Here is a 25,458-nt window from a genome sequence, read left to right as displayed (position 1 = left end):
GTTATTATGGACTGCGGCATTCAACCTGCCGCACTCTAAAGATTGTCGCCGTCGGGTCGAGGCGCGGGTTAGCGTGCTTAAATAAATATGGATTGCGGCAGTTTAACTGCCGCAATCCATACGTGTTGTCGCCGCTGGGCCGAGGCACGGGTTGGCGTGCTTAAATAAATATGGACTGCGGCAGTTTGACTGCCGCACTCCATACGTGTTGTTGCCGCTGAACCATCCGGCTACAACTCGCCTATCCGTTCTAGGATCTCTGCCGCCTGCGCCACAATGGCCTCCCGTTCAGCGGCGCTGAGCCGGCTAAGGCCCAACACCGCCGGGCCGAGGCGCGGGTTGGCGCGCAGGCGCGTTTCATGGCTGCTGAGGAAATTCCAGTAGAGCGTGTTGAACGGGCAGGCGCGCGGCCCGACCCGCGCTTTGCGATCGTAAAAACACCCCTTGCAGTAGTCGCTCATCTTGTCGATGTAGGCGGCGCTGGCAAGGTACGGCTTGGTCGCCGTGCGTCCGCCGTCGGCGTTCAGCCCCATCCCGATCACGTTGGGCGTGACCACCCACTCGTAGGCATCGACATAACATTCGAGAAACCAGTCGTTGACCGCTTGCGGGCGGATGCCGGCCAGCAGCGCGAAGTTGCACAGCACCATCAGCCGTTCGATGTGGTGGCAGTAGCCGGTGCGCAGCACGCGCTCGATGACGCAGCTTAGACAGCGCATGCGGGTCTGGCCTGTCCAGTACCATGCCGGCAATGGCCGTTCCGCCCCCCATGCATTGGCCTGTAATAGGCCGGGCATCAATTCCCAATAGCGGTAGTAAATGTATTCGCGCCAGCCGATAATCTGGCGCACAAAGCCTTCGACCGAGGCGAGCGGCGCGTGGCCGCGTTGGTAGGCGGTCACCGCAGCTTGCGCCGTTTCCAGCGGGTCGAGCAAGCCGATGTTGAGCAATGGCGAGAGGCGGGAATGGAAGAGCAACTCGTGCTCGGCGCTCATGGCGTCTTCAAACGGGCCGAAGTCGGGCAGGCGGTGGGTGATAAAGTCAGCGAGCGCCGCTAAGGCTTGCGCGCGCGTTACCGGCAGGTCGAAGCCATCGGCGCTGCCGATCGCGTTGGGGCAGGCATCGGCAAGATCAGCGATCGTCTGGCTAGTGATCACGTCAGGCGGGAAGCGCAATGGCGGCGGTACTGGCCGGCCATCGTAGCGCCGGCGGTTTTCATGGTCGAGATTCCACACCCCACCGGTTGGTTCACCGTCTGGTTCGATCAGTAAACCGGTCTGCCGGCGCATCGCCCGATAAAACGGCTCCATCAGCGCTGGCGGGCGGGCCGGCGGGTAGCGTTCGACCAGAAAGAGGGTGTTGGGCAAGATGGTGACAGCAATACCGAGTTCGGCAGCCAGACGCTGTTGGAATTGGCGGGTGGAGTATTCGGCGGCGGCAACGCAGATCAGATGGCGGATGCCGAAGGCGGTGATGTGGTCGCGCAGACCGCTGAGAAAATCCGGCGCTGTGCGCAGATCGACCTCGTAGCCGGCGGCGCGTAGTTCGGCGGCATAGTGGCGCATGGCGCTGATAATCAGCACCAATTTGCGGCGGTGGTACGGGCGTTGGTTGAGGCGGGCCAGCGACTCGATCAGCACCACGCGACGGTTGGGGGCCAAGCCGGGATGGGTCGGGCTGAGTTGGTCGCCAAGGATCCAGACTGATTCAGCAAGCGCAGTCATAAGCGATCCGGTTGAGTATCATCAAGGTGCAGATCAGGCAAAGGCACCGTAGAGCCGGACGGCTGTCCGGCTCCGCAACGACGCAAAGGATGATACACGCAAAGACGCAAAGGCCGCGAAGGATCGCAAGGGAAGGATCATAAATCTCGGCGTCATTAATGGTATTTTACCTCCATCCTCGCCCTCCCTTAGCGGGGTTTAAGAGCGGACAGAATGTATCCGCACAGAGGTGGTTGATGGCGTTGAGATGCGTTCGTGTACCCTCACCCCCAGCCCCTCTCCCACTAGCGCGGGAGAGGGGGGCCTATTCAGTCCGTGCAGGCATCCGTCCCGCGGAAGCGGGAGATTGCTTCGGGCGCTGCGCGCCCTCGCAATGACAGGGTGTACGCATCATGACCGCAGGGCGAGAACGGTGTGCGTAGGCAACAAGACCATTGCTAGCCGCCAGTCCTTTGCTGGCGTCCCCTCACCTCCAGCTCCTCTCTGCCGCTAGTGGGAGAGAGGAGCTGCTGCGTTTAGCTACCACAATGTCGTTGCCGCCAATCCGGCGGATCCCCCTCTCCCGCCGTAAGGTGGGAGAGGGGGCAAGGGGGTGAGGGCATCCGCCCGCGCAGCGGGCTTCGTAACAGTGTAGGCCGACCCTTTAGGGGTGAGGGACGGACAGAACACCCAATCGAGTTCACCCGTTGATCGCTATGCAATGCCTTAACGCCCGGCACTGCACTCCCTCTCACCCCTCCCCCAGCGGGGGAGGGGCAAGGGGTGGGGGCATCCGCCCGCGCAGCGGGCTTCGTAACGGTGTAGGCCGACCCTTTAGGGTTGCGGGACGGACAGAACACCTAATCGAGTTCACCCGTTGAACGCTATGCAATGCCTCAACGCCCGGCGCTGCACTCCTCATCACCCCTCCCCTAGCGGGAGAGGGGCTGGGGGTGAGGGCATCAGCCCGCGCAGCGAGCTTCGTAACCCTAGCCCGGCCCTTTAGGGCCGGGTACCGGACAGATGTTCTGTCCGCCCTTGAACCCCCAGCGGGAGGAGGCTGGGAGGGGGCCATCGCAAAAGCGCGAAGGATCGCAAAGGATGGATCATAACCCTCCGCGTCCTCCGCGGTAAGAGTATATGCGCTACTGGCGGAAGAGACGGTCGAGTGCGGCGTTCCACGCCTTCATCCGTTCCGGGTCGCCGCCGACATCGGGGTGATGGAGCCGGGCCATCGCTTTGCGGATGGCATTTGCTTCGTCTTCGCTAATGTGGCCGGCCAACGAACTAATATCAATCGTCGCGCCGGGGCGCGGTTCTTCGTGGAGCGAGGCTTCGAGCCGTTGGGCGCGGGCGCGCCACATATCGCGCTCGTGGCAGAGGAGGGTATTTTCGCGCATCGTTTCGGTGAGCGTTTCGACCATTTTGGCATGGGCGCGCTGCGCTTCTTGCGCGGCGGCCATGGTCTTCTCCAGTTGGCGGCGTAGCGAACGGATCAACGCTTGCGCCTCGGCTAATTCGCGGCGCAAGTGTTCTAGCTCGCGTTGGGTGCAGCCGTTACTGGTTGGCGTCAGCTCATCCGAGGTTAACACGCCCGACTCCTCATACCTGTTGGACATCTCTGTCTCTAGTATAGCGCAATTTGCGACTGCGCTGGGTACAGCGTCGATGTTACTATATATACTCCATAAACCAATCGATAACTTTTGCCGGCGCAGGATCGTTGTCAGAGCGCCGGGCCATCGCGATAGGAACCCCAGAAATGCGGTAAGGGTCGCGGGGCCTTGCCGCCGCGACCCGTCACACATGTGGCAACGGCCACTTGCTGGTGGCCGTAGGGGGATTATGGGGAGCAACAGTGAGGATTGGGAGGATACATGTCGAGCGACGTCTGTTGCTCCATCGCTCGACCTGTGAAAAGTATAGCAAGCAAGGTTACAGTTGGGTATCCGCCTTAAGACTGATTTGCGAACTCTCCTGCACGACGACGTATGCGCGCTCGATTTCGCGCCGGAATGAGTCCGGAATGCGCGCCCAATCCATCACATCCACCCGGATGGGCAAATCGCTATCGATAAACGCCTCGATCAGATCAAAGATTCGCTCGCAGGGTTGCAAGAGGTTGGGGGGGTTACGCACCACGAGATCGAGATCGCTGGCCGCATACGCGCCGCCAGTCACCCGGCTGCCATACGCCCATACCTCGTAATCGGGTACGTGGCGTTGGAGGATGGAGCGTACTTCAGTCAGGTAACGCTCCGGCAAGTCAAGATGGTATTCCGCCAGCATCATTCTCCCTCTTCGAGCACCGCACCGGTGCGTAGCCTTTCGGCTAGCACGCGCGCATCACGAATGAAATCCGGCAAGATCGCAAGTGTTGCTTGGACAAAGTCTTCGCCGTAGTTGTGAGCAGTGTTGTTGCGGTTGGCGCGATAGACGAACCACCGCTCGACTTCAGCGATTGAGAGCAGACTGTGTTGGGCGGCAAAGCGCAACAGTTCTTTCACCGGCGTCGCTTCGAGTTTGCGGCTGCTATGGCCGAATTCGCGCAGTCGCCGCCTGATCAGCTTGAACGAGACCTCTTGCGCTAGCTCGAAGCCTTTAATGATGGCGAGCCGGAAGATCTCTTGCTCAACCGCGTCTTCTTCAGTTACTGCCTGCTGGTAGTGAGCCAGCGCCGATTCGAGAGCGCGTAATGTGTTGTCAAGATGTTCGGTGTTGATGGCCATAGCAAGCCTTCGGTTGGGTAGGCCAGTATGTCGATCTCGGTCATTGTGCCTATGACGGCTGGCCGGTGTCAGTAGCGGAATCACAGCACTGCTTGCCAGTATTATACTCCCCGCGCAGGGCAAGTGCGTGCCCAACACTTGCCTTGCGCCGCTATGCTACAATCAGATGTTGATGCCGTTGTTGTGACCTGTGAGGAGTCTGCCATGACGCAAGCCCCGGCGCGGGTGGGGTTGACTGACACCCGCTATTTTACGCCGCTGTCGCGCCTTGGCGCGGTGCAGCCGATTGAGCGCGGCGTGCTCGCGGCGCTCGACCACGAGTGGTTGCGGGTTGAGTTTATCCGTGACGATATTGTGCGGTTTAAGATCAGTCGCGGCGGCGGGTTTGATGAACACCCGACCTACGCGGTCTGCGCTGATCTGAACGCGGCGCCGTCGCCGTCCTTTACGGTGACGGAAACCGATGCCGCCGTTGTGCTCCGCAATGCGCGCCTTGAAGTGATGATTGGGCGCGATCCGTTTACGCTGACGGTTCGCCGCCGCGATGGCAGTCTGGTGTTCGATACTGCGCTCGGTCATGATGGGGCGCCGTGGGCGTATGCGACGCTGAACGATGCCTTTGCGTTTCACCGCGTCTGCGCGCGCGAAGATGCCTTTTTGGGGTTGGGTGAGAAGACGGGCCGGCTGAACCGCAAGGGGCGCGATTTTATTCTGTGGAATAACGACGTGCTCAGTCCGCAAGGCGAGGCCGAATTCGCTGCCGGGCGCGATCCGGCTGATCCGCGTACCAAAAATACCAGCACCGAGTTCGATCCGTATTATGTCTCGATCCCCTTCTTCTACCATCTCGACGAGCAGGGCAACGCGGCTGGCTTCTTCCTCGACAACAGCTATCGCCTGCACGTTGATTTTTCCCCCGCCGAAACTTACGGCATCTGCGCGTTGGGCGGCCAGTATACCGAATATGTCTTCGCCGGGCCGCAGATGGCCGAGATACTGGAAGGGTTCACGTGGTTGACCGGGCGACTGGCGCCGCCGCCGATCTGGGCCTTGGGTTATCACCAGTGCCGCTGGCATCGCTACAGCCAAACGGAGGTGCTTGCCTTGGCAGCGCGCCATCGCGAGCGCGGCATTCCCTGCGATACCCTCTGGCTCGATATCGAGCACATGGATGGTTATCGCGTCTTTACGTGGAATCGCTCGCTGTTTCCTGATCCGGCGGCGCTGGCGGCGCAGTTAGGTGAGCAAGGGTTGCGCCTAATCACGATTGTCGATCCGGGGGTGAAGGTCGATCCGCAGTTTGCGCTCTACGAAGCGGGGCGGGCCAACGATCTCTTTTGCCGCACGGCCAGCGGTGATCTCTACATCGGCCAAGTGTGGCCGGGCCGCACCGCCTTCCCCGATTTCGTCAAGCCGGAGACGCGGGCATGGTGGGGCAAGCTCAACGCCGCGCATGCGCGCTTGGGCATTGCCGGCATCTGGAACGATATGAACGAACCGGCCACCGGCGATATTCCGCCCTACGCGATGCGCTTCAACGGCGGGCGCGAGCCGCACGAGCGCTATCACAACCAGTACGCGCTGTTGATGGCGATGGCGACGGTTGAAGGTTTGGCGGAAGCCTTCCCCAACCAGCGCACCTTTGTGTTGTCGCGGGCCGGCTTCGCCGGTATTCAGCGCTATGCCGCCAACTGGATGGGTGACAACTGCGCGCGCTGGGATCATCTCTGGCTGAGTATGCCGATGGCGATGGGGATGGGGCTATCGGGGCAGGCGTTTGTCGGCGCCGACATTGGCGGTTTTGCCGGCGACACCCAACCCGAACTCTTTGCCCGTTGGATGCAGTGCGCGGCGCTAACCGCCTTCTGCCGCAACCACAGCGCCTACGGCCACATCGACCAATACGCTTGGTCGTTTGGCCCGGCGATCGAGCGGATTGCCCGCGACGCGATTGTGTTGCGGTACCGGCTGATGCCCTACCTCGTCACCGCCTTTATGCGCGCCGTTGAAACCGGCGAACCGGTGCAGCAGCCGTTGGTGTTTGCCTACCAGACCGACCGGCTCACCCGCGATATCGACGATCAATTCCTCGTAGGGCGCGATCTGCTGGCCGCGCCGGTTTACGCGCCGGGGGCAACTGCGCGCCAGCTCTACCTGCCGGTGGGGGAGTGGTACGATTGGCACAGCGACATGTGGCATGCCGGCGAGCAATTCGTCGTTACCGCAGCGCCGCTCGACCGTATGCCGTTGTTTGCCCGCGCTGGCGCGGTCATCCCGCTCTGGCCGGAAGCGCCGGCCTCGACGATGGGATACTACCCGCCGAACATCGAACTGCACCTCTTCGTGCCGCAGTGCGATGGTGTTTACACCTCAGAGCTGCACGAAGACGATGGCCTCACCTTCGATGTCCGGCACGGCGCGTACTACCGCACCACCTTCCGGGTCGAGCGGCGCGGGTCGCAGATCTCACTGCACGCTACCGTGGATGGCAACGGCTTTGCCGCCTTTACCCGCGAGACATTCACGCTGGTGATCCACGGCGCGCAGCCGGCAACGGTCACGATCGACGGCGTGGCCTACCCGGTGAATAATGGCCGGGTCACGTTCGCCAATCGCGGGCAGGGGTTTGGGGCGATGTGTGTGGTCTAAATGAATCTGCAGGCTGCCTGCCCGAGTGCGGGCAGCCTGCGGGTGATTGCTACTCTGGCGAAACATTGCGCTATTGTCGAAGGACAGGCTGTGATCGTCGCGTGATGCATTGATATCTAAAAATTAAGCACTTTTGACTCCTTTACACGGTATCTACTGCATAGTATAATAGGTTTTGAGCGATACTTCACAAAAACCGCGTAAGATTATACCACTGCAAAGCACTGTAAAAACTACGCCGAAAACATCTCCTTGTCGCTCGCTCATCTCGTGCAATAGCGTTTGAAACAGCTTTATACGTGATCTGGTACCTCTCTAGATACTATCAGGGTTGATAGAGAGGGGATTTCTTGCCTGCAATTACCGGTAAGCGGGATTGTGTTTGTTGTTTCGTAAAGCGAACCAGTGACAGAATTGTCACGAAAATCGATTAATAAAAAGTAAAAATATGATCCTGATCAAAATATACGGTTGCTATAATCTTCGGCTGATCAGACTGGTAGCAGAGAAATCCTCTTGATAAGGTTGGTTGCATCGGCTCATTCAGATTCTTTCGACGCGCAGGAAGAAGGGATGATGGTGGATCAAAAAATGAAGGCTATAGCAAAATGGATGGCAACAATTACATTAGTAATAAGCATATCGGCCTGTGCCAATCCTTCCGCTGGCGAGCGTGAAATCTTGATCGGGTTAACAGTTGAGGCGGCGCCATCCATCCAACAGCCAAAGAACCCTAATCCGGCAAATACCGGCATACCTTCATTGGATGAGCTCAATCAAAAGTGGCGAGTTCAGCGTATGATCCCAGTGTTCCCGGAGGCGTCTCTAGACGATCCGATTGCTGTACGGTATGGTCTCGCCGGTGTCTACAAATTGGTAGTGCCAGCGGGAACAAATCTTAATGCCATGATCCAAGAATATGGCGCGGATCCGAATGTGGCTTATGCTGAGCTGAATCAACCTGTTGAAACGAAGTGACAGGAGGAAGATTGTATGCGCCGCCCAATCTTTTTTGCTGTTAGCCTGATCATTGCGCTGCTGTTGAATGGAACACATCTAGTCATCGTCAAGACCTCTAGTTTGCCCCCCGCATCGGTATTGGAAGGTGCGTTTGTCCAGAACGAGATTCTGATCGGTTTGAAGCCGGATGCGGCAGCGCAAGTGGCGGCGCATGCATCTAACACTGATTCAGCCGCAATTGCTTCGTTTGGGATCACCTCATTAGATTGGCTCAATCGCCAATATGCGGTACAAACCATCGTGCCGCTGTTCAACGAGATCAAGGCTACTGACGAAACGGCAATGCAATACGGTCTCAAAGGCATTTTCAAGTTGGTCGTGCCGCCGGGTATTGATATCTTTTCGATGATGGCGGATTACCGCAACCATCCGGCTATCGAGTATGCCGAACCCAATCGAATCTACCGGATCACCGATATCCCTAACGATTCTGACTTTCGCCAGCAATGGGGGTTGCATAATACCGGACAAACTGGTGGCCGACCTGATGCTGATATCGATGCGCCTGAAGCTTGGGATATTACCCAAGGATTGCCTACAGTGCTGATAGCGATTATCGATACAGGCGTCGATTACACCCATCCCGATTTAGCTGGTGGGCGCGTGCGTACCGATATTGATCGCGATTTTGTTAATAACGATCACAATGCGATGGATGATCACGGCCACGGTACGTTTGTCGCTGGCATTGCGGCTGCGAATACGCACAACGGTGCGGGCATAGCCGGGGTCTGCCGAGGTTGCCAGATTCTACCAGTGAAAGTTTTAGATAACCAAGGAGGCGGCACAGCAGAGTGGGTCGCACAGGGTATTCAGTATGCGGCCCAATCAGGTGCAAGAATCATTAGCATGAGTCTTGGCATGCCCTCGAACTGTGGTTGTTCACAGACATTAGCACGGGCTATTAACTATGCTTTCGAGAGTGGCAGTCTGCTCATTGCTGCATCTGGTAATGACTCCGACAAGCAGCGTACCAGTTACCCTGCTTCCTCACCGCGAGTAATGGCGGTCGGCGCAAGTGATAAGTACGATCGGGAAGCGAATTTCTCCAATCGTGATAGCTATCTTGATATTGTGGCGCCGGGCAAGGATATCTACAGTCTGAATCTCAACAATAGCTACCGGACGGCTGATGGCACCTCCGCTGCCGCGCCTTTTGTCGCCGGTGTGGCCGGCCTGATCCAATCCGCTAATCCACAGTTGAATAATGTGCAGCTTTGGTGGCGTTTGTATCAATCGGCAGACGATTTCCCCCCTCCACAAGGCGCTACGCAAACGACCGAAGCTGTGCCAGCGCCGGACGCGATGCTCGATGCGGATCGGTTTGTCATGCGGCTCTATCTGCCATCAATTGTGCGTACACGTATCACCGCTGGCCGGCTCAATGCCGAGAAAGCGCTCCTGTTTGCCACACCCGGCCAGATGGTTGTGCCATTAGACACATGTAGCGGCGAGCCAACAAACTGTACGCCGGGTTGTGGGGCCGAGGTCGCCCTTTCCAGTTCAGCTTCAGGCTGGCACGATCTTCAGGTCTTGCGCCGCTTCCGGGATGAGCAGTTGGCAGCTACTCTATCTGGTCAGCATTGGATTGCGGTCTATGAGCGCCATCGCCTAGAACTCGCTATGTTGCTGGCAAATGACCCCCAACTTCGCGCGCAAGTCCGGTTGGCGTTACATCTCTGGCTGCCGCTGGTGCGCGAGTTGGTGGAGCCACCATCGAACGAGTCGGCGCTTATTCAAGCAGAGCATGTCCAAGTGGCACGCGCTATTCTTGCCGCTATGAGCGCTCACGGCAGTGAGGAGTTGCGCCGCGATGTGGAGGCAGTGGCATTAATGGTTGATTTAGCTGAAACCTACGTTGGCAGGGATGTCAATGAGTTTTGGCGTGCAGTTATTGCTGCGCCGTAATCGTCGCAGGGAATGTGATGCCAGTGGTCTAGGTCGTTGCGCTCTGCTACCCTCTCTGTTGTCAGTTGAGGGGCGGACAGAACATTTGGTCGAGTACAACCGTTGATTGCTGTGCAATACCTCAACACCCGGCGCTGCACTCCCCTCTTTCGCGATAGTGGGAGAGGGGCCGGGGGTGAGGGATCGTCAACCCGCGCAGCGGGCTTTGTAACCCTAGCCCGGCCTTTCAGGGCCGGGTTCCAGTATTCTGTCCGCCCTTGAACTGTTGTTAGGGAGAGGAGTTTCATAATGGGCTCGACGAGGTCACTATTGTATGACGCTGCGTATTGTAGTTGTCTATTACACTGTAGTGGTTGAAGTGCGTCATACCGCTTCCAGCGTTGTTGATCGTTGCTGAGAGGATGTGCCTTTACGATGTGTACAAGCTTTGTGCTCTATGCCGGCCAAACCTATATTGGCATGAATTTCGATATTTCGGCACGCCCGATCAAGTTCACCTTGCCAAACGCAGACCAGTTGCTCGTTCAGCAAAAAGATGGCGAACACTTTTATCCGGCGTTTGGGCTTAACCGGCAGGGTGTGTTTATGAATCTGCAAATGGTGGCGCCGCATCCGGCAGGAATGTATCGGCGCGGCAAACACTATGTGCATATCATGAAGGTGTTTGCAGATGTGCTCAGCGGTGCGCTGGCGCCGGATACGATCGAGAGCCGACTGGCCGGCAAGACGATTGTGAACGTTCCCAATCATAGTGTCCACAGCCTTGTGGCCGGGCCGCAACGGGCAGCGTGCGTGATTGAGCCGGGCAGGGGCATCGTCAGGCTCGCTGCTGCGTCTGATGTTTTGGCGCTCACGAATTTCTCACTCGGCGATGTGGTTGGTTCTGATGCGAAGGCTGTCACTGGCGAGAGTGCCGGACGTTATCAGACGTGCTGCCGTTTGGTCATGGAATACCAACCGCATTTTAGCGTGGATTGCGGCTTTGCAGTGTTAGCGGCTACTATGCAAACTGCAGGTGATTTCCCAACCCAGCTCTCGATGGTTGCTGTGCCCGAGCACGAGCAGGCCTATTTCACGATTGGCCAAGACGTTCGTAAACGATACCGGTTTTCGTTTGCTGACCAGATGATTCAAACAGAAGCAGGCTTTGCCCAGCCGCAGAGCCGTAAGCTCGATCGCAAAGGAGTGCTGCTGGCCGAACTGCAGCACTGGCAATAGCGCATCGTGGCGCTGCTAGTAGTTGGTGGCAGATTGGTATCTGCGGTTGTAGCGGTATCATTGGTTGTTGATACGCATGGCTAGCAATCCAATCGAGAAATGATCTACCGGTGAATGACTCTCAAACAGGACTCAGTCTATGCCTGCTATATTCCATCGCTCGCTCCAGCGACCGCTCGCCTTCGTTCTGCTCCTCATCCCGCTGACCATCACCGTGCTAAGCTGCGGTTTGCTCATCCTCGTGATTGCGGTTGGCCCCGAAGGCTACTTCTTCCCGTATCCGGCGATTGATACGCGCTTTGCCCCCGGTTATTCCGAGCAAGCGTTTCAGCAAATTCAGATCGGAATGACCAAAGAAGAGGTCTTGCAGCGCTTGGGCCCGCCGCTCAACAACGTTGGCGACTTCGTATGGATCTACGCGGAAGATAATGCCTTCGCTGTTTGGGATTTCGCGTGGTTGATGCGCGAGATCGCCTTTGATGAGCACGGGCGCGTGAAGGCGAAACGGGCAGAGGTAGCTTACGATTGAGGTGTTTGGCCGCTCTTTTGTGAGGGTGAGTTTGGTGAATGTTTTGTAACTTGCAGTTACGGTTTCTCTCCTTTATAGTTTGAACCAGAACAGTTTCACTTATCGCCTTCGCAAGCTCTGCTTCTTGGCGCGGTATTGCGAAACGTTCGCTGTAGGCGTCATCCAGCTATCCTATTCGCAATGCCGAGGCCTTGCCATGAACAAACCTCTTCTGCGCTTGCTTTCCGCCCTCTGGTTGGGAACGCTGCTGTTAGCAGGATTTCGCTCGCATCCCGTTTACGCTGCCGGGTATGTTGTCACCTCCCTCAATGACACCATCGCCAACGATGGTCGTTGCACCCTGCGCGAAGCTATCCAAGAGGCCAATAACGGCCCGGATACCGATTGCCCCGGTGCTCCGAGCGCGAGCGATGATACGATTACGTTTAGCGTGAGCGGCATAATTACGCTGAGCGCGACCTTGCCGAACATTGTCAGCGGGCAGGGAGCGCTTACGATTGACGGGAGCGGGCAGACCATCACCATCAGCGGCAATAATCTCGTGCGATTGATGGTCGTTGACAGCAACGCTACCTTGACGATCCAATCGCTTATAATGGCCGATGGCTTAGTGGGCGCCGGCAACGGCGCCGGTATCTCGAATGCCGGCACGCTCACCGTAAACAATAGTATCTTTACCGGAAACAACGCTAATGCCAGCAATGGCGGCGGTATTGCCAATACAAGCAGCGGCACAGTAACGGTTAACAACAGTGTGTTTTCTAATAATAACGCTGCCCTTGGCGGTGGTATTTCCAGTGAGACAAATGCTGTGACCATTAGCAACAGCGTGTTTTCTGGCAATAGCGCCCAACTCGGCGGCGGTATCTACAATAATGGCGGTAGCGTAGCGATCAGTAACAGCACGTTTTCCGGCAACAGCACGACTAATGCCGTTTTCGGCGGCGGCGGGATTGTCAGTAGCGGCACACTGATAGTTACGAAAAGCGCCTTTGCAAATAATACCGCTACGGGTCGTGGCGGCGGCATATTCGGTTTGGGCTTTGTAACCATCACGAACAGCACCTTTGTTACGAATAGCGCAGGCAGCAATGGCGGAGCCTTGTTCATTCTCGGCACAGGCACTCTGAACAATAACACTATCGCCAATAATGCTGCTAATACTGGCGGGGGCATATTTGTGAGTACAGATGCTGTTCCCAATGTTACCATCAAGAATACGATCGTCGCCAACAGTACGAGCGGCGGCAATTGCGCTGGCCCATTCTTACCCGGCAGTGCCAATAATCTGGCCACCGATAATTCCTGTGGCGCCAGCTTTACCCAAGTAACGCTTGCCCAATTGAATGTTGGCCCACTCACTGGTTCGCCGGCTTACCTCCCGTTGCTGTCGGGCAGCGTAGCGATTGATGCCGGTACAAGTAGCGGTTGCCCCTCAACCGACCAACGCGGCGCGGCCCGTCCGCAAGACGGTGATAATAACAGCTCAGCAATCTGTGATATTGGCGCGTATGAGCGTTCGCTCCAACCGGTAAGCTACCTCGTTAATACGTTGAATGACAACACAACGGGTGATTCCTTGTGCTCGCTGCGCGAAGCGATCTTGGCGGCGAATGATGCGCCAGCTAATGCCGATTGCGGGATCGGCGGCGCTGGCGATGATACGATCCTCTTCAGCGTGAACGGTACGATCACGCTTGGCTCGACATTGCCGAACATTGTCAGCGGGCAGGGTGCGCTGACGATCAATGGCAGCGGCCAGAATATCACCATTAGCGGCAATGATAGTGTGCGGGTGTTGGCGGTCAACAATGGCGCCATATTGACGTTGCGCTCGTTGACCATCGCGAACGGCAGAGTCACTGGCAGCGGTGGCGGTGTGTTGAATAACGGCGGCACAGTTACCGTGCTTAACAGTACCTTTGTTCGCAATACCGCTACTCAGTTTGGCGGCGGGATTGAGAACGCCGGCAACGGCTCGCTAACCGTGCGCGATAGCTTTTTTGATGAAAATAGCGCTCAGAATGGCGGTGCGATCGATAATGATCCCGGCACGTTGATCGTCACCAGTAGCACATTTCGCGGCAATAGCGCCGCTCTAACCGGCGGCGCTATCTACAGCAGCAATGGCGCAGCCACCATCGCCAATAGCACCTTTTCCGGCAATCAGGCGACTAACCGCGGCGGCGGCATCTATAACAGCGTGAACGGTACCCTAGCGGTGGTGAATGCGACCTTCTGGCGCAACCGGGCCAATACGAGCGGCGGCGGCATCGATGTTAACGGCGGCAGCGTCACGGTCAAGAATACAATTATCGCTAATAGTGTCAGTGGCGGTAATTGTTTTGGCGCGTTTGCTGCTGGTAGCACCACGAATCTGACCACTGATAATACCTGTGGTTCAAGCTTCACCCAAGTTACAGTGGCGCAGTTGAATTTCGGCCCATTCGCCGGTGTACCCGGCTATTTCCCGCTGCTGCCCGGCAGCGTAGCGATTGACGCTGGCGACAATGCGGTCTGCGCTGCGGCGCCGGTCAATAACCAATCACAAAATGGTGTTGCCCGCCCCCAAAACGGCAATAGCGATAGCCTTGTGGTCTGTGACATTGGCGCCGTGGAGGCGGCATTTGCCGATCTCTCGGCGGTTAAGACCAATAATGCCAGTGACACGGCGACGGTTGGCCAGCCGTTTACATGGACAGTGACCGTTGCCAATGCTAGCATCGCCGCCGCTGCCTTTGCCAGCGGGCAAGCGATCTTCCGTGACGATTTGCCGCTTGGCGCAACCTATGGTACGCCGGTAGTGCAGAATCTCGTGAACGTGACGAATGGCAGCAATATCGCATGTGCCATTGCCGGCACCACCCTGACCTGCACCGCTGATGGCGATGAGGTAACGCTTGGCGCTCCTGCGAGTTCGTTCGAGGTCGTGGTCAGCGTCACGCCTACCACCACTGGTACGCTGGCGAACCCGGCTGCTGGCGGCGTCTGCCGGGTGAACCCGGATGGCGCTGTGGCTGAGATCAACGAGGGTAACAATCTCTGCGCCGATACCGTTACGGTCAATGTGAAGGTCTATGTGCCGCTAGTGACGCGTTCTTGAGATAGCTTCAATCGCAGCGAGTTCTTGGTAAGGCTGTAGTAGTGTACGTTTGCCCCCGCTCTGTCTGATGCAGGGCGGGGGTGTTGCGTGGCTGGCGTGCTGTGATTGCGCGCTGGTTGCAGCAAGCGTTCCAGTTGAGAGCAATTCATAACATCGCCTTAATCTTCATTTGCTACGATAGCCAGCGCTAGGGCAATCACGCGACTCTGAGGTGATCTATGGCGCTGTTTCTGATTGGGATGGGATTCTTCGCGCTCGTGTTCGCCGGTTTCGTCTTCTATCAAGGCCACTACTTGGGGCATTCCATTGAAACCCAAGGCGCTGTGATTGATTTGGAGATTGACGACGAAGGCGCGGCTAAGCCGGTGGTGCGCTTTATTGCGCAAAATGGTCAAGAAGTGATCTTCACCGGGAAGGCCGCTTCCAATCCTCCTGCCCATACTGTTGGCCAGACGGTCATTGTCCGCTACCCGCCCAACCAGCCCGACCGGGCGAGCATCAAGGGTGAAGGCAATCTGTTTCTCATGGTCTTTGTAGGTATGGGTGTCATGCTGGTTGGGTTGGGGGTAGTGGCGCTGATGCTGGGGTGGTGAGGCGGCGGTGGTTGCGAGGGTTTATTTACGTATCTTGCTCCTGCTGCTCGTTGCCGGCTGCGCGCCGTTGCCCGCAACCGCACCCACATCTATGCCATCGTCGCGCTTGCCATTGCAAGCGCGCTGGCAGATCCAATACACCGGCCCCTTGCAGATCGATATCGACGTCGATGTGTTCAACGTCGATCTGTTTGACGCGCCAGCCGAGACCATCGCCCTGCTGCGCCGGCGCGGCGTGTTCGTGATGTGTTATTTCAGCGCTGGCTCGTATGAAGATTGGCGACCTGACGCCACCCGCTTTCCGGCTGCGGTGCTGGGCAAGGAACTGGCTGGCTGGCCCGGTGAACGGTGGCTTGACATTCGCCAGCTCGATGCGCTGGCGCCGATCATGCAGACCCGGCTTGACCTCGCGGTCAGCAAAGGGTGTGATGGCGTCGATCCTGATAATGTTAATGGCTATGCTAATGACACTGGTTTCCCGTTGACCGCCGCCGATCAGGAACGCTACAACATCTGGCTGGCCGAGGCGGCCCATCAGCGCGGCTTGTTGATCGGTTTGAAGAACGATCTCGCTCAAATCCCGGCCTTAGTCGCCTCTTTTGATTGGGTGCTCAACGAAGAGTGCTTTTCGTACCAAGAATGCGATCTGCTGTTGCCCTTTTTGCAGGCCGGCAAACCGGTGTTCGTGATCGAGTATGAGCTGGCGCCGGCAGTGTTCTGCCCGCAGGCGCAGGCGCTGAATCTCAATGCGTTGCATAAGCATTGGCAACTCGACGCCTACCGGGTCGATTGCCGCGAGTGGCGGGCACATCCATAGGGTCATTGGCTTGGCATCATCATCAAGACTTTCTTCCTCTGTATTCTCTGCGATCTCGGCGGTAAGCAAGCGCTTGCAGGCGGTTGGGGACTGCTTATGCGTTACGCTTGGTTGTCATCACGCCAAACGGGCGCACTCGCCGCCATGCATGGCCGAGAAAGGCCCCAATGCCGGTCACTGCAAGCAACGCCGCCAGCGGCAACATCCAGACGATGCGCTCAGCTCCGAACCAGCCAAGACAGGGCGCGTAGAGTGTTGCGAGCAGCACACTGCTATTGAGGGTACCGTACAATACCCACACCGGCCACATCGCCCCGCGCCCGCCCTCGGCATCGCGGCGGGGGAGAATCCAGATGGCTACACCGCAGGCAAATTGCACCGTCCACCCCAATAGCATGATGTACACATGGCCGGGGCGCAAAGCCCATAACCATCCCCATCGATGCAGCCCTTTATCTGCCAACAAAAGGCCGCCAATCAGCGCCCCTAGGGCGAGGTTGAGCAACGCCGTGCGGATCAAAAAGATGCTGGCTCGTGGCATACGTGGCCTCCCTTACGAACGACCCACTTCCGTTCGCCCTTTCACTCGTGGCCACAACGCCATAACGAGGAGCCAGATCGCTCCTGCTTGCAGGATTGCAGAAATGACCAAGGCCCACGATGTCCAGAGCTGGGGCCTGATCGCGTGCAGCGGTTCGGCAACAGCGCGTAAGAGTAACCCGCCATTCAAGGCGGCATACGCCACCCAACCGAACCGTTCATCGCCGCGGGGCCGTTCGCGTGAAAGCGGCGGAAACATCCACAGCGCCACCCCGCCAATCAATTGGGTGGCCCAACCAGCCATCAACAGATGGTAGTAAACTGGTACCAACAGGCTGAGATAAGGGTTGATGGTTAGTCCGGTGTTGGTAAGCAGGATTGCGCCCAAGATCACGCTGATGGCGAGCTGAATAAACGCAGTTTTGATGTAGATGCGAGCTTGACGATACATAATTGCGTTTCCTAGGATTGATGCTTGTTTATTGGCAGATCGGTCATGTGCGCTCCTAAGCCACTATAAGAAAGCTTTTTGTCCAAACTCTGCTGCGAGGTGCGCCTTTGCTCAGATTGTAGTCTAGCGCTGTTTGAGAAGCTGTGACTTTTGTTACAAACAATTGCGAGTGGCTTTCAGATCGATCATTGTCGCTAACGCGCTGCAAGGAGCGACTGTGGGCCAGCGTGCAAGTTCAGGCTGGGATCGCCTCAGCTCGCTTGGCGCTGGCGACCAAGTTATGGAGTGCGGTAGTTTAACTGCCGCACTCCATATCGAGCGATGTAACATCAGGAGGGTAGTGCGCATCTTACCTATCAGAGGTATTGCTGTCGCTCTGACCGGCGCACGTGTCTGCCGGCAGCGATTGAGGAGACGATTATGAACCTTGCTGAATTTCAAGCCCAATTGCGCACCTATACCCAGCCGGTGGTAGTGGATTTTTGGGCGCCGTGGTGTATGCCCTGCCGGGTGACGCGGCCCATTTTGAAGCGGCTGGCGCAAGAATATCAGGGGAAGGTGGCGCTCTGGGAGATTAACGCCGAAGATCATCCTGACCTGTTGCGCGAGTTGAAGATTTTTGGCATCCCAACCCTGATCGCGTTTCGCGATGGACAAGAGATTTCGCGCCATATTGGCGCCAAGCCGGAAAGCGATCTGAACGAGATGTTTCGCCTGCTCTCGGAAGGCAAGACGCCGCCGCGCCTAAAGCCGGTCGAGCGCCTGCTGCGGATTGTGATCGCGCTGGTGCTGGTGGCGCTGGCCTTTTCAACCAGCGGCGGTTGGCCGTTGTATGTGCTAGCCGGTCTCGTCTTCTTCAGCGCCGTCTACGATCGTTGTCCGGTGTGGAAAGCGATTACCGGCTGGGTGCAAGACATCGCCAGCAAACAGAACTCGGGGAGGGCTTCATGAAGATTGCCTTTGCCACCGATGACCATCAGACAATTAGCCCGCACCTTGGCCGGGCCCAGTGGTATGAAGTCGTGACGATCGAGCAAGGGCAGGTGGTGAATCGGGAAGCGCGTCCGAAAGGGCGGCACCATCATCAGGCAGAGGAGCACGATCATCACCATCATCACCACCATCATGGCTCGCACCATTGGTTGGTGGAAGCCGTGCCTGATTGCCAGATGGTGGTGGCCCGCGGTATGGGTGAACCGGCCTTTCAGGGGGTGCAAGCTGCCGGTATACAGGCCATCTGCACTCCCTTACGTACAATTGATGATGCGGTGCAGGCGTTTATCAACGGCACGCTCATCCACCATCCTGAGCGGGTGCATCACCGGCATTGAGCAGCGCTGTGTGCTTTGGTGTGGCCCTCACCCCCCGGCCCCCTCTCCCGCCGCAAGGTGGGAGAGGGGGAGCTGTTATAAGCCGGAAGAGGCATAGTAGCGCGGAACGCAGCCGCACCCCGCTCCTGCTGTGCGGGAGCAGGTATGGCGGGGAAGGTACACCCCTCCCCCAGCAGGGGAGGGGTTGGGGGCGGGGGCCAATGATCAAGTCGTAAAGGGCAAAGGCGCAAAGACCTTAAACGCAAAGCCGCCAAGAACGCAGAGAGCGCGAAGATGTTTTGGGGATGGTGAATATTCTCGGCGACTGCGCCTTCGGCGATAAGCTGCCATTCCTCTCTCCCTCAGCGTTCAAGGGCGGACAGAACGTATGAGCGCATATGTGGTTAATAACTTTGCGATGTGTTGGTTCATCCTCATCCCCCTTCCCCTCTCCCACCTCGCGGCGGGAGAGGGGAAGGGGTGAGTGCTATCTAGCTCTTACCCCAAGAGCGCAGGGTCGCGAGGAAGATCGCCATCCCAACGATCTTTGCACTCTCTGCGTTCCTTTGCGCCTTTGCGTTCCCATCCCCTGCGCCTTTGCTCGCTTTGCGCGTTTGTGTTAACTCCCTCACCCTCCTCGGACTCCATTCCCTTCTAACGGCGACTGGCCATCCATCAATGCCACTCATCAATCTACCCTGAAATCATTCTGCGCTGCGATTTGCTGCAATAGAGCAAAGGCAGTTAAATACGATCATGTGAACATTGAGTCTGCACTATTGATCTCATTAGGGTATTATAGAGCGGCGCAGGCTAATACTCCCATAGAGCGCAGCATGTTTCCTTTCGGAGTACGGCAGCTTGACTGATGCTCGCGCTGCCAACCTGTGTCTATATCAGTATTCGTCACCATCAATACACAAGCAACCGCAACATTCACAACAATAGGAGTGGTATGATGAAAGTTATGCATATCGTAATATTTTTTCTTCTTGGTTTAGGATTAATGTTTCTATCAGCTACAGCCTACATCTTTTTTCACATCCGTCCGTTCCAAAACGGTCTAGAAACTCAAGGTGCAGTTATTGGTTTTGTTAAGCGCCGTGTCAAGCATGGCAAGGCCTATGCTCCTTTGGTCCGGTTCGTCGCACGGAATGGCCAAGAGGTTACTATCACCGGGATAATAAATTCTGAACCGCCTGCCTACCAAATCGGCCAAATTGTTACTGTGGCTTACCCGCTCCATCAACCTGAACAGGCTCGCATTAAGGGTAAAGGCAAGCTCTTTCTCTGTTTGCCTTCAGTGTGGCAATTATTTTGCTGATTGGGTCTGGGATGCTGTTAGGCTTGATGAGTCTCTTCGCTTTGCCCTAATGGCGAATTGCCAAAGGGTCGTGGATCGAGTTTTATGTTCGGAATGGGTGTATGCCTTGTAGGCTTGCTTTGGTAGTCTTTATTGTACTGACTGACTGGTTATTCATAGGGTCAAAGTTGGCAATGCTTTGTGGATTGTATTTACTTTAACCTATACCTCTAAACTATAGCTTTGTTGGCATGGATTGGAGCAATAGGTGGCATAACTTAGCACCATGCAGCAAAGAATACGATATTGCGAAATGGTCTCGGTTGGTTCAATGTTTCACAAATGACTTTGTATGCTTTTATTGCTTAGTCAAATGATTTGATGATTTTAGATGAATATTTTGTAACTTCACAGTGAAAAGATCGCAGGTGTATAATTTGTCACAAACAAGACATTTTGCGAAACCTACACATAACTCTTGATAATGTTCACATTGTCACTGGCTTATGTTGTGCCATTTGCCGCTTTGCTTACCTGTCGCTACTTCCAGTATATCCCCGCCTGATCCGCTTGCGCCGCCGCAGCGTCCTCCCAACGCGCCTTGGTTAAGCCTGCCGCCCGCTTGCCGCGCCGCTGCTATACCGGTGATCATCCGGGGCAGCGGCGCAGCGTTATGTTACAGGTTGTCCGCTCAATCACATGACGGAGGTTTGGTATGGTGCCCTCGATCTGGCGGATACGGTTGCTCATCGTTGTCCTATTGGCGGTAGTGGCGGGAATGGCGCCGGGCATACGCCCAGTCTATGCTGCGGGGTATATTGTCAATTCCACTGCTGACACGATAGCTAGTGACGGGCAATGCACCTTACGCGAAGCGATCTTGATGGCAAATAGTATGGTGGTTCCCTTAGCTGATTGTGGCTTGCCTAGCCCCGGCAATGATATCATCACCTTTAGCGTCAGCGGTACGATCGTACTATCTTCTACCCTGCCACCCATTACCGATGCGATCATGGCGGGCGCGTTAACAATTGATGGCAGCGGGCAGAACATCATTATCAGCGGCGATACCAACGGCGACAATACCGGCGATGTGCGCGTATTGCAATTGGATAGCGGCGCCAATCTGACGCTGAACCATGTGACGATCGCAAAGGGGAATGCTGGGATCGGCAATAGCGGCGGCGGTATTCTCAATAATAATGGCCTACTAACGGTGACGAACAGCACCTTTTCTGGCAACAATGCCGGAAATAATGGCGGTGCGATCAGTAATGATCTTGGTACATTGATCGTAGCAAACAGCACTTTCGCCAGCAATAATGCTACAAGTAACGGCGGCGGCATTTATAGTACCGGTACATTGACAGTGATAAACAGCACCTTCTCTGGTAACAGCGCAGGTAATGGCGGTGGTATTATGAGGTCTACAGGTAGCGCCACTATCAAGAACACTATCATTGCAAATAGTGCAACTGGCGGCGATTGTGTTGGTTCACTTAGCGGATCAAACATCAACAACTTGATCAAAGATAGCGCTAATGCCTGCGGATTAACTAACGACGTCAATGGCAACATCATCGGTACGGATCCTAATCTTGGCGCCATCACTGGCTCGCCAGCATACTTCCCGCTTAATTCTGGTAGTGCCGCAATTGATGCAGGTGATAATGCAACCTGTGCGGCGCCGCCAGTCAATAATCAGTCGCAGAATGGCGTCACCCGTCCGCAAGACGGCGATGATAACAGTTCGGCGATCTGTGACATCGGTGCGTATGAAGTGGCATTTGCCGAATTGACCGCTACGAAGGCGAATAATATTGGCGGCATAGCGACGCTGGGACTGCCGTTTACGTGGACAGTGACGGTGACGAATAGTGGCGTGGCAGCGGCGACGTTCAATACTGGGCAGGTGATTGTCCGTGATAACTTGCCGGCTGGGGCGAGCTATGGTACGCCGGCGGTGCAGAATGTGACGAATGTGACCGGCAGCAGCAACATTGTCTGCGCGATCGCAAGCAATACGCTGACCTGCACGGCCACCGGCGGCGCGGTGACGCTAGGAGCGACGAACGGTTCGTTTGCCGTGGCGTTTAATGCCACACCAACGGCTACTGGCACGCTGGCCAATCCGGCGGCAGGCGGGGTGTGCCGGGTTGATCCCGACGGTGTGATTGCTGAAAACAATGAGACGAACAATGATTGTGCCAATTCGGTGACAGTGCAGTCCCCCGACCTGATCGCCACGAAGGCGAATAATATTGGCGGCATAGCGACGCTGGGACTGCCGTTTACGTGGACAGTGACGGTGACGAATAGTGGCGTGGCAGCGGCGACGTTCAATACTGGGCAGGTGATTGTCCGTGATAACTTGCCGGCTGGGGCGAGCTATGGTACGCCGGCGGTGCAGAATGTGACGAATGTGACCGGCAGCAGCAACATTGTCTGCGCGATCGCAAGCAATACGCTGACCTGCACGGCCACCGGCGGCGCGGTGACGCTAGGAGCGACGAACGGTTCGTTTGCCGTGGCGTTTAATGCCACACCAACGGCTACTGGCACGCTGGCCAATCCGGCGGCAGGCGGGGTGTGCCGGGTTGATCCCGACGGTGTGATTGCTGAAAACAATGAGACGAACAATGATTGTGCCAATACAGTGACAGTGAGCGCGAAGGTGTATGTGCCATTTGTGTCGCGCTAGCTCCACTGGTTCGTACAATGTGTCTTGAGGGGGTGCGGCAGTTTGACTGCCGCACTTCACCAGCCGTATTGTCAGCATTCCTTGTTTAGTGTGGCTTGACCGTGCAGATTGCCCTATGGGATACTCTCCATCTTCGCGCTCTTTGAGCTACGGTCGTCATCAGTTTATGCAGAACCCCCGCCTCGCAACCACGCTGCCACCTCTTCCCGCGCGATCACCGTCGCCTGAGCCTCAGTGCGCCGGCGTACTTCCACTTGCCCGGCGGCCAGCAGTTTCTCGCTTACCACCAATCGCCATGGCGCGCCGATCAGGTCGGCGTCGTTAAACTTCACCCCCGCCCGCTCGTCGCGATCATCGAGTAGCACGGCTAACCCGGCGGCGCGCAGGTCATCGGCGAGCACTTGCCCGGCGGCTGCCACCGCTTCACCCCGGCCCAGCGTAATCACATGCGCATCCACCGGCGCGATCGCCGCCGGCCAGACGATGCCGCGTTCGTCGTGATGCTGCTCGACGGCGAGGTGCAGCAGCGGTTCGAGATCGAGTTCGATCCCGGCGAGGTACAATGGCCGGTTTTGACCATCAGCGGCTTGCACCAGCAGATCGGTGGCTTGCGGTTCGCTGATCGCGCCGATGACTGCGCCGCGCCCTTCGCTGCGCGCCGTGCCGCAGCGCGGGCAAGGGTCGCCGGCAGCGGCTTGGGCAATGTCGGCCACCACTGTCGCTTGCCAGTCGCGCCCGTAGACCACATCACGCAGATGGTAGCCGGGCCGGTTTGCGCCGGCCACCAGCGGCGCGCCGTTGGTGACGCTCAGATCGGCCACTACCAGCACCTCGCGCAACCCAACCGGTGAAGCATAGCCGGGAGTCGCGCCGCATGCCTGAATCTGCTCGGTACTGGCCGGCACAAGGTCGCCGGCATCGATCACGGCGGCCAGCTTGGCCAGACTCGCCTCACGGTCGCCGCGCACCACGGCAAACACCAACCGTTGTCCGCGGTTGTCGTAAAAGAAGAGCGCTTTGGCCGTGGCTGCCGTTGGGATACCGAGATAGGCGGCTAGCGCCGCAATCGTATTCGCGCCGGGAGTCTCGACTAGACTCATCGCTGGCGTTGAGCCGGTGTAGGGTGGCGGTGGCGCCAGCGGGGCCAGTTCGAGCGGCGCGCGCCAGCCGCAGGCCGGGCAATCGAGGGTGGCTTGCGGCGCGGCGTGGCTGTCAACGATCAGCGTGGTTGCGCCAGCCGCGAGCAGGGCCTCGGCAACGTGGTCAAGACCGCAGTGGCGCAACGCTGCGCCAAGCTGCGCGCGGGCCGCGGTCAGCAAGCTCTGCGCTTGCTCGCCATCAAGCGCCATCGTTGCCCAGCTCAGCGTAGTTGGCGTCGGTAAATCCAGCAGGGTAGCACGGCTGCGCGTGGGCCGCTTCCGCCGCCGCCAGCTCCAGATTGTCTGCGGCAATTGCCGGTACGAGTCGATGTCGCGCCGGGATAGGGCTAGTACCGTCTCTGGCCATGGTTCGGCGGCAGTGGTCGGCAACGTCACCTCGTGCGCGCCGCCGGCTTGTACCGCCGCCGCCAGATGCGTCGCCAAACGCCGCAGCGCCGCGCTGCCCAACGGCAATAACGCCGGCGCGCCATCGTTCAGCGCGCGCAGCATCCCAGCTCGCCACAACAACTGCTCTGCCGTCGAACCGGCTTCGGCAGGCGCTTGGCGCAACGTGCGCCCGAATAAGGTAGCAAGATGCATCGGTGTCGCTCCATCATCGAGTCAATGCGGTCATGGTCATCGCAGTCGCCTATGCCTTGCCCATCATCCAAATAACCCCAACTGCTCCGGCGCTTCAGGCGGGCTATCCCCTGCCGCGGCCACCGGCGCTCCCAACCCGTGTAGCCGGGCCGCGATCTGGCGGCACAGATGCGGTGACTGCGCTTCATCGGGACAGTGCATAAACAAGTAGATATTAGAGTCGGTCGTGGCCCATTCCGTAATCCGCGCCGCCCATTCATCCAGAAACGGCGCATTGCGGGCCAGATCGGGATGGCCGATATAACGCACCAACGTTGGCCCGCTGCTGCGCAATGGGCGTAACGGCACGTCGGGCTTGCGCTCGCGGGCATCATCCAGCAGCGCTCCGCCGGGATCATTCGGATCGCGGATTGGGCGCACATCCATAATCACCCGCCCGATCCGGTATCGCTCGAGCAATTCCATCAGCGGCGCTTCCCCCACCGGCAGATACCAATCGGGGTGGCGCACCTCAATCGCCAGTTCCACCTCGCGCGGCCAACCGGCCACAAACCGCTCAAGATCGGCGCGGCGGGCCGGGCCATACCCCGGCGGCAATTGCAGAAAGAATGGGCCGCACCGTTCCCCTAGCCCCTGCATCCGTTCGACAAAGGCACGCGCCTGCGGCAACTTCTCGGCCAGCGGACCGGCATGGCTTACCTCGCGCGGCAATTTGCAGCAAAACCGAAAAGTGGCCGGCGTCTCGGCGGCCCACCGCGCCACCGTCGCCGGCGCTGGCGTTGCGTAGAAGGTGGTATTGCCTTCCACCGTCGTCAACTGCCGGCTATAGAGCTTAAGAAACTCGCTGCTGCGCGTCCCCGGCGGGAACAAGTCACCCACCCAGCCGGGGTAGGCCCACACCGCGCAACCAATTCTGATCATGGTTGTGCCCTAAACTGCAATCTGTTGGGAAACGCAAAGACGCAAAGCTGCTTCGAGAGACGTTCTGATACGACTATGCATAACCGTGCTAGGTTGGCTCTTACCTTCTCAAGCCACCCTCACCCCAACCCCCTTTGCGCTCTTTGCGAACTTCGCGTCTTTGCGTTAAAAAACTCTGCGCCTTTGCGGAGCCGGACAGCCGTCCGGCTCTACCGCGCCTTTGC

Annotated in this window: 20 protein-coding genes; 12 read left to right on the top strand and 8 right to left on the bottom strand. The window is 57.5% G+C overall.

Annotation, left to right across the window (positions count from 1 at the left end):
• Window positions 1-230: 230 nt before the first annotated feature.
• The 4 genes from A6A03_RS06315 to A6A03_RS06300 form a co-directional block, all read right to left on the bottom strand.
• Window positions 231-1,724 (bottom strand): cryptochrome/photolyase family protein, encoded by a 1,494-nt coding sequence (locus A6A03_RS06315; protein WP_066785054.1) that lies wholly within the window; start codon window positions 1,722-1,724, stop codon window positions 231-233.
• Between the two features lie 1,124 nt (window positions 1,725-2,848).
• The gene (locus A6A03_RS06310) at window positions 2,849-3,295 is read right to left on the bottom strand and encodes a hypothetical protein (RefSeq protein ID WP_066785051.1); all 447 of its coding nucleotides are present in this window, start codon (window positions 3,293-3,295) and stop codon (window positions 2,849-2,851) included.
• A gap of 343 nt (window positions 3,296-3,638) precedes the next feature.
• Window positions 3,639-3,995 (bottom strand): nucleotidyltransferase family protein, encoded by a 357-nt coding sequence (locus A6A03_RS06305; RefSeq protein WP_156525282.1) that lies wholly within the window; start codon window positions 3,993-3,995, stop codon window positions 3,639-3,641.
• On the bottom strand, window positions 3,992-4,432 hold the full coding sequence (locus A6A03_RS06300; protein WP_066785048.1) for a nucleotidyltransferase substrate binding protein: 441 nt from the start codon (window positions 4,430-4,432) through the stop codon (window positions 3,992-3,994). The genes A6A03_RS06305 and A6A03_RS06300 overlap by 4 nt, the downstream gene beginning before the upstream one ends.
• A gap of 204 nt (window positions 4,433-4,636) precedes the next feature.
• Here A6A03_RS06300 and A6A03_RS06295 point away from each other — a divergent pair, with 204 nt between their 5' ends.
• The 8 genes from A6A03_RS06295 (at window position 4,637) to A6A03_RS06260 (ending at window position 16,269) form a co-directional block, all read left to right on the top strand.
• Entirely contained in the window at window positions 4,637-7,081 is a 2,445-nt protein-coding gene (locus A6A03_RS06295; protein WP_066785045.1) for a glycoside hydrolase family 31 protein, read from the top strand.
• A gap of 573 nt (window positions 7,082-7,654) precedes the next feature.
• Entirely contained in the window at window positions 7,655-8,059 is a 405-nt protein-coding gene (locus A6A03_RS20310) for a hypothetical protein (protein WP_156525281.1), read from the top strand.
• Between the two features lie 15 nt (window positions 8,060-8,074).
• Complete coding sequence (locus tag A6A03_RS06285) at window positions 8,075-10,009, top strand: S8 family peptidase (protein ID WP_066785038.1); 1,935 nt, start codon at window positions 8,075-8,077, stop codon at window positions 10,007-10,009.
• Between the two features lie 414 nt (window positions 10,010-10,423).
• Entirely contained in the window at window positions 10,424-11,227 is an 804-nt protein-coding gene (locus A6A03_RS06280) for a hypothetical protein (protein ID WP_066785035.1), read from the top strand.
• Window positions 11,228-11,366: 139 nt separating this feature from the next.
• Window positions 11,367-11,756 (top strand): hypothetical protein, encoded by a 390-nt coding sequence (locus tag A6A03_RS06275; protein ID WP_066785032.1) that lies wholly within the window; start codon window positions 11,367-11,369, stop codon window positions 11,754-11,756.
• Between the two features lie 196 nt (window positions 11,757-11,952).
• On the top strand, window positions 11,953-14,859 hold the full coding sequence (locus A6A03_RS06270) for a CSLREA domain-containing protein (protein ID WP_066785029.1): 2,907 nt from the start codon (window positions 11,953-11,955) through the stop codon (window positions 14,857-14,859).
• Window positions 14,860-15,077: 218 nt separating this feature from the next.
• Window positions 15,078-15,452 carry a DUF3592 domain-containing protein gene (locus tag A6A03_RS06265; protein WP_066785026.1) on the top strand — a complete coding sequence of 125 codons (375 nt, stop codon included), beginning with the start codon at window positions 15,078-15,080 and terminating at the stop codon, window positions 15,450-15,452.
• Window positions 15,453-15,543: 91 nt separating this feature from the next.
• Entirely contained in the window at window positions 15,544-16,269 is a 726-nt protein-coding gene (locus A6A03_RS06260; protein WP_082908928.1) for an endo alpha-1,4 polygalactosaminidase, read from the top strand.
• Window positions 16,270-16,363: 94 nt separating this feature from the next.
• On the opposite strand, the gene A6A03_RS06255 is transcribed toward A6A03_RS06260, so the two are convergent.
• Both A6A03_RS06255 and A6A03_RS06250 read right to left on the bottom strand, forming a co-directional pair.
• Window positions 16,364-16,810 (bottom strand): hypothetical protein, encoded by a 447-nt coding sequence (locus tag A6A03_RS06255; RefSeq protein ID WP_066785022.1) that lies wholly within the window; start codon window positions 16,808-16,810, stop codon window positions 16,364-16,366.
• A gap of 12 nt (window positions 16,811-16,822) precedes the next feature.
• Entirely contained in the window at window positions 16,823-17,260 is a 438-nt protein-coding gene (locus A6A03_RS06250) for a hypothetical protein (protein ID WP_066785018.1), read from the bottom strand.
• A 420-nt stretch (window positions 17,261-17,680) separates the two neighbouring features.
• Between A6A03_RS06250 and trxA the strand changes: the two genes are divergently transcribed.
• The 4 genes from trxA to A6A03_RS06230 all read left to right on the top strand — a co-directional run bounded on the left by trxA (window position 17,681) and on the right by A6A03_RS06230 (window position 22,574).
• Entirely contained in the window at window positions 17,681-18,211 is a 531-nt protein-coding gene (gene trxA, locus A6A03_RS06245) for a thioredoxin (RefSeq protein WP_066785015.1), read from the top strand.
• Window positions 18,208-18,591 (top strand): NifB/NifX family molybdenum-iron cluster-binding protein, encoded by a 384-nt coding sequence (locus tag A6A03_RS06240; RefSeq protein ID WP_066785013.1) that lies wholly within the window; start codon window positions 18,208-18,210, stop codon window positions 18,589-18,591. The genes trxA and A6A03_RS06240 overlap by 4 nt, the downstream gene beginning before the upstream one ends.
• Window positions 18,592-19,525: 934 nt before the next feature.
• The gene (locus A6A03_RS06235) at window positions 19,526-19,894 is read left to right on the top strand and encodes a DUF3592 domain-containing protein (protein WP_172812287.1); all 369 of its coding nucleotides are present in this window, start codon (window positions 19,526-19,528) and stop codon (window positions 19,892-19,894) included.
• 694 nt (window positions 19,895-20,588) lie between these two features.
• Window positions 20,589-22,574, top strand: coding sequence for a CSLREA domain-containing protein (locus A6A03_RS06230; RefSeq protein ID WP_066785006.1), 1,986 nt, complete (start codon window positions 20,589-20,591; stop codon window positions 22,572-22,574).
• Between the two features lie 164 nt (window positions 22,575-22,738).
• Here A6A03_RS06230 and A6A03_RS06225 read toward each other — a convergent pair whose 3' ends face one another.
• Both A6A03_RS06225 and A6A03_RS06220 read right to left on the bottom strand, forming a co-directional pair.
• The gene (locus A6A03_RS06225; protein WP_066785004.1) at window positions 22,739-24,313 is read right to left on the bottom strand and encodes a proline--tRNA ligase; all 1,575 of its coding nucleotides are present in this window, start codon (window positions 24,311-24,313) and stop codon (window positions 22,739-22,741) included.
• A gap of 63 nt (window positions 24,314-24,376) precedes the next feature.
• Window positions 24,377-25,234, bottom strand: a complete 858-nt coding sequence (locus tag A6A03_RS06220) for a DUF72 domain-containing protein (RefSeq protein WP_066785001.1) — start codon at window positions 25,232-25,234, stop codon at window positions 24,377-24,379.
• Window positions 25,235-25,458 lie beyond the last annotated feature (224 nt).

The organism is Chloroflexus islandicus, assembly GCF_001650695.1.
In the GTDB taxonomy this organism is placed as follows: domain Bacteria; phylum Chloroflexota; class Chloroflexia; order Chloroflexales; family Chloroflexaceae; genus Chloroflexus; species Chloroflexus islandicus.
This window is presented reverse-complemented; position numbering and strand designations above follow the sequence as displayed.

Coding starts and splice junctions, on each gene's coding strand:
- A6A03_RS06315 (WP_066785054.1), bottom strand. CDS start 1,724: ATGACTGCGCTTGCTGAATCAGTCTGGATCCTTGGCGACCAACTCAGC.
- A6A03_RS06305 (WP_156525282.1), bottom strand. CDS start 3,995: ATGATGCTGGCGGAATACCATCTTGACTTGCCGGAGCGTTACCTGACT.
- A6A03_RS06300 (WP_066785048.1), bottom strand. CDS start 4,432: ATGGCCATCAACACCGAACATCTTGACAACACATTACGCGCTCTCGAA.
- A6A03_RS06295 (WP_066785045.1), top strand. CDS start 4,637: ATGACGCAAGCCCCGGCGCGGGTGGGGTTGACTGACACCCGCTATTTT.
- A6A03_RS20310 (WP_156525281.1), top strand. CDS start 7,655: ATGATGGTGGATCAAAAAATGAAGGCTATAGCAAAATGGATGGCAACA.
- A6A03_RS06285 (WP_066785038.1), top strand. CDS start 8,075: ATGCGCCGCCCAATCTTTTTTGCTGTTAGCCTGATCATTGCGCTGCTG.
- A6A03_RS06280 (WP_066785035.1), top strand. CDS start 10,424: ATGTGTACAAGCTTTGTGCTCTATGCCGGCCAAACCTATATTGGCATG.
- A6A03_RS06275 (WP_066785032.1), top strand. CDS start 11,367: ATGCCTGCTATATTCCATCGCTCGCTCCAGCGACCGCTCGCCTTCGTT.
- A6A03_RS06270 (WP_066785029.1), top strand. CDS start 11,953: ATGAACAAACCTCTTCTGCGCTTGCTTTCCGCCCTCTGGTTGGGAACG.
- A6A03_RS06265 (WP_066785026.1), top strand. CDS start 15,078: ATGGCGCTGTTTCTGATTGGGATGGGATTCTTCGCGCTCGTGTTCGCC.
- A6A03_RS06260 (WP_082908928.1), top strand. CDS start 15,544: ATGCCATCGTCGCGCTTGCCATTGCAAGCGCGCTGGCAGATCCAATAC.
- A6A03_RS06255 (WP_066785022.1), bottom strand. CDS start 16,810: ATGCCACGAGCCAGCATCTTTTTGATCCGCACGGCGTTGCTCAACCTC.
- A6A03_RS06250 (WP_066785018.1), bottom strand. CDS start 17,260: ATGTATCGTCAAGCTCGCATCTACATCAAAACTGCGTTTATTCAGCTC.
- trxA (WP_066785015.1), top strand. CDS start 17,681: ATGAACCTTGCTGAATTTCAAGCCCAATTGCGCACCTATACCCAGCCG.
- A6A03_RS06240 (WP_066785013.1), top strand. CDS start 18,208: ATGAAGATTGCCTTTGCCACCGATGACCATCAGACAATTAGCCCGCAC.
- A6A03_RS06235 (WP_172812287.1), top strand. CDS start 19,526: ATGATGAAAGTTATGCATATCGTAATATTTTTTCTTCTTGGTTTAGGA.
- A6A03_RS06230 (WP_066785006.1), top strand. CDS start 20,589: ATGGTGCCCTCGATCTGGCGGATACGGTTGCTCATCGTTGTCCTATTG.
- A6A03_RS06225 (WP_066785004.1), bottom strand. CDS start 24,313: ATGCATCTTGCTACCTTATTCGGGCGCACGTTGCGCCAAGCGCCTGCC.
- A6A03_RS06220 (WP_066785001.1), bottom strand. CDS start 25,234: ATGATCAGAATTGGTTGCGCGGTGTGGGCCTACCCCGGCTGGGTGGGT.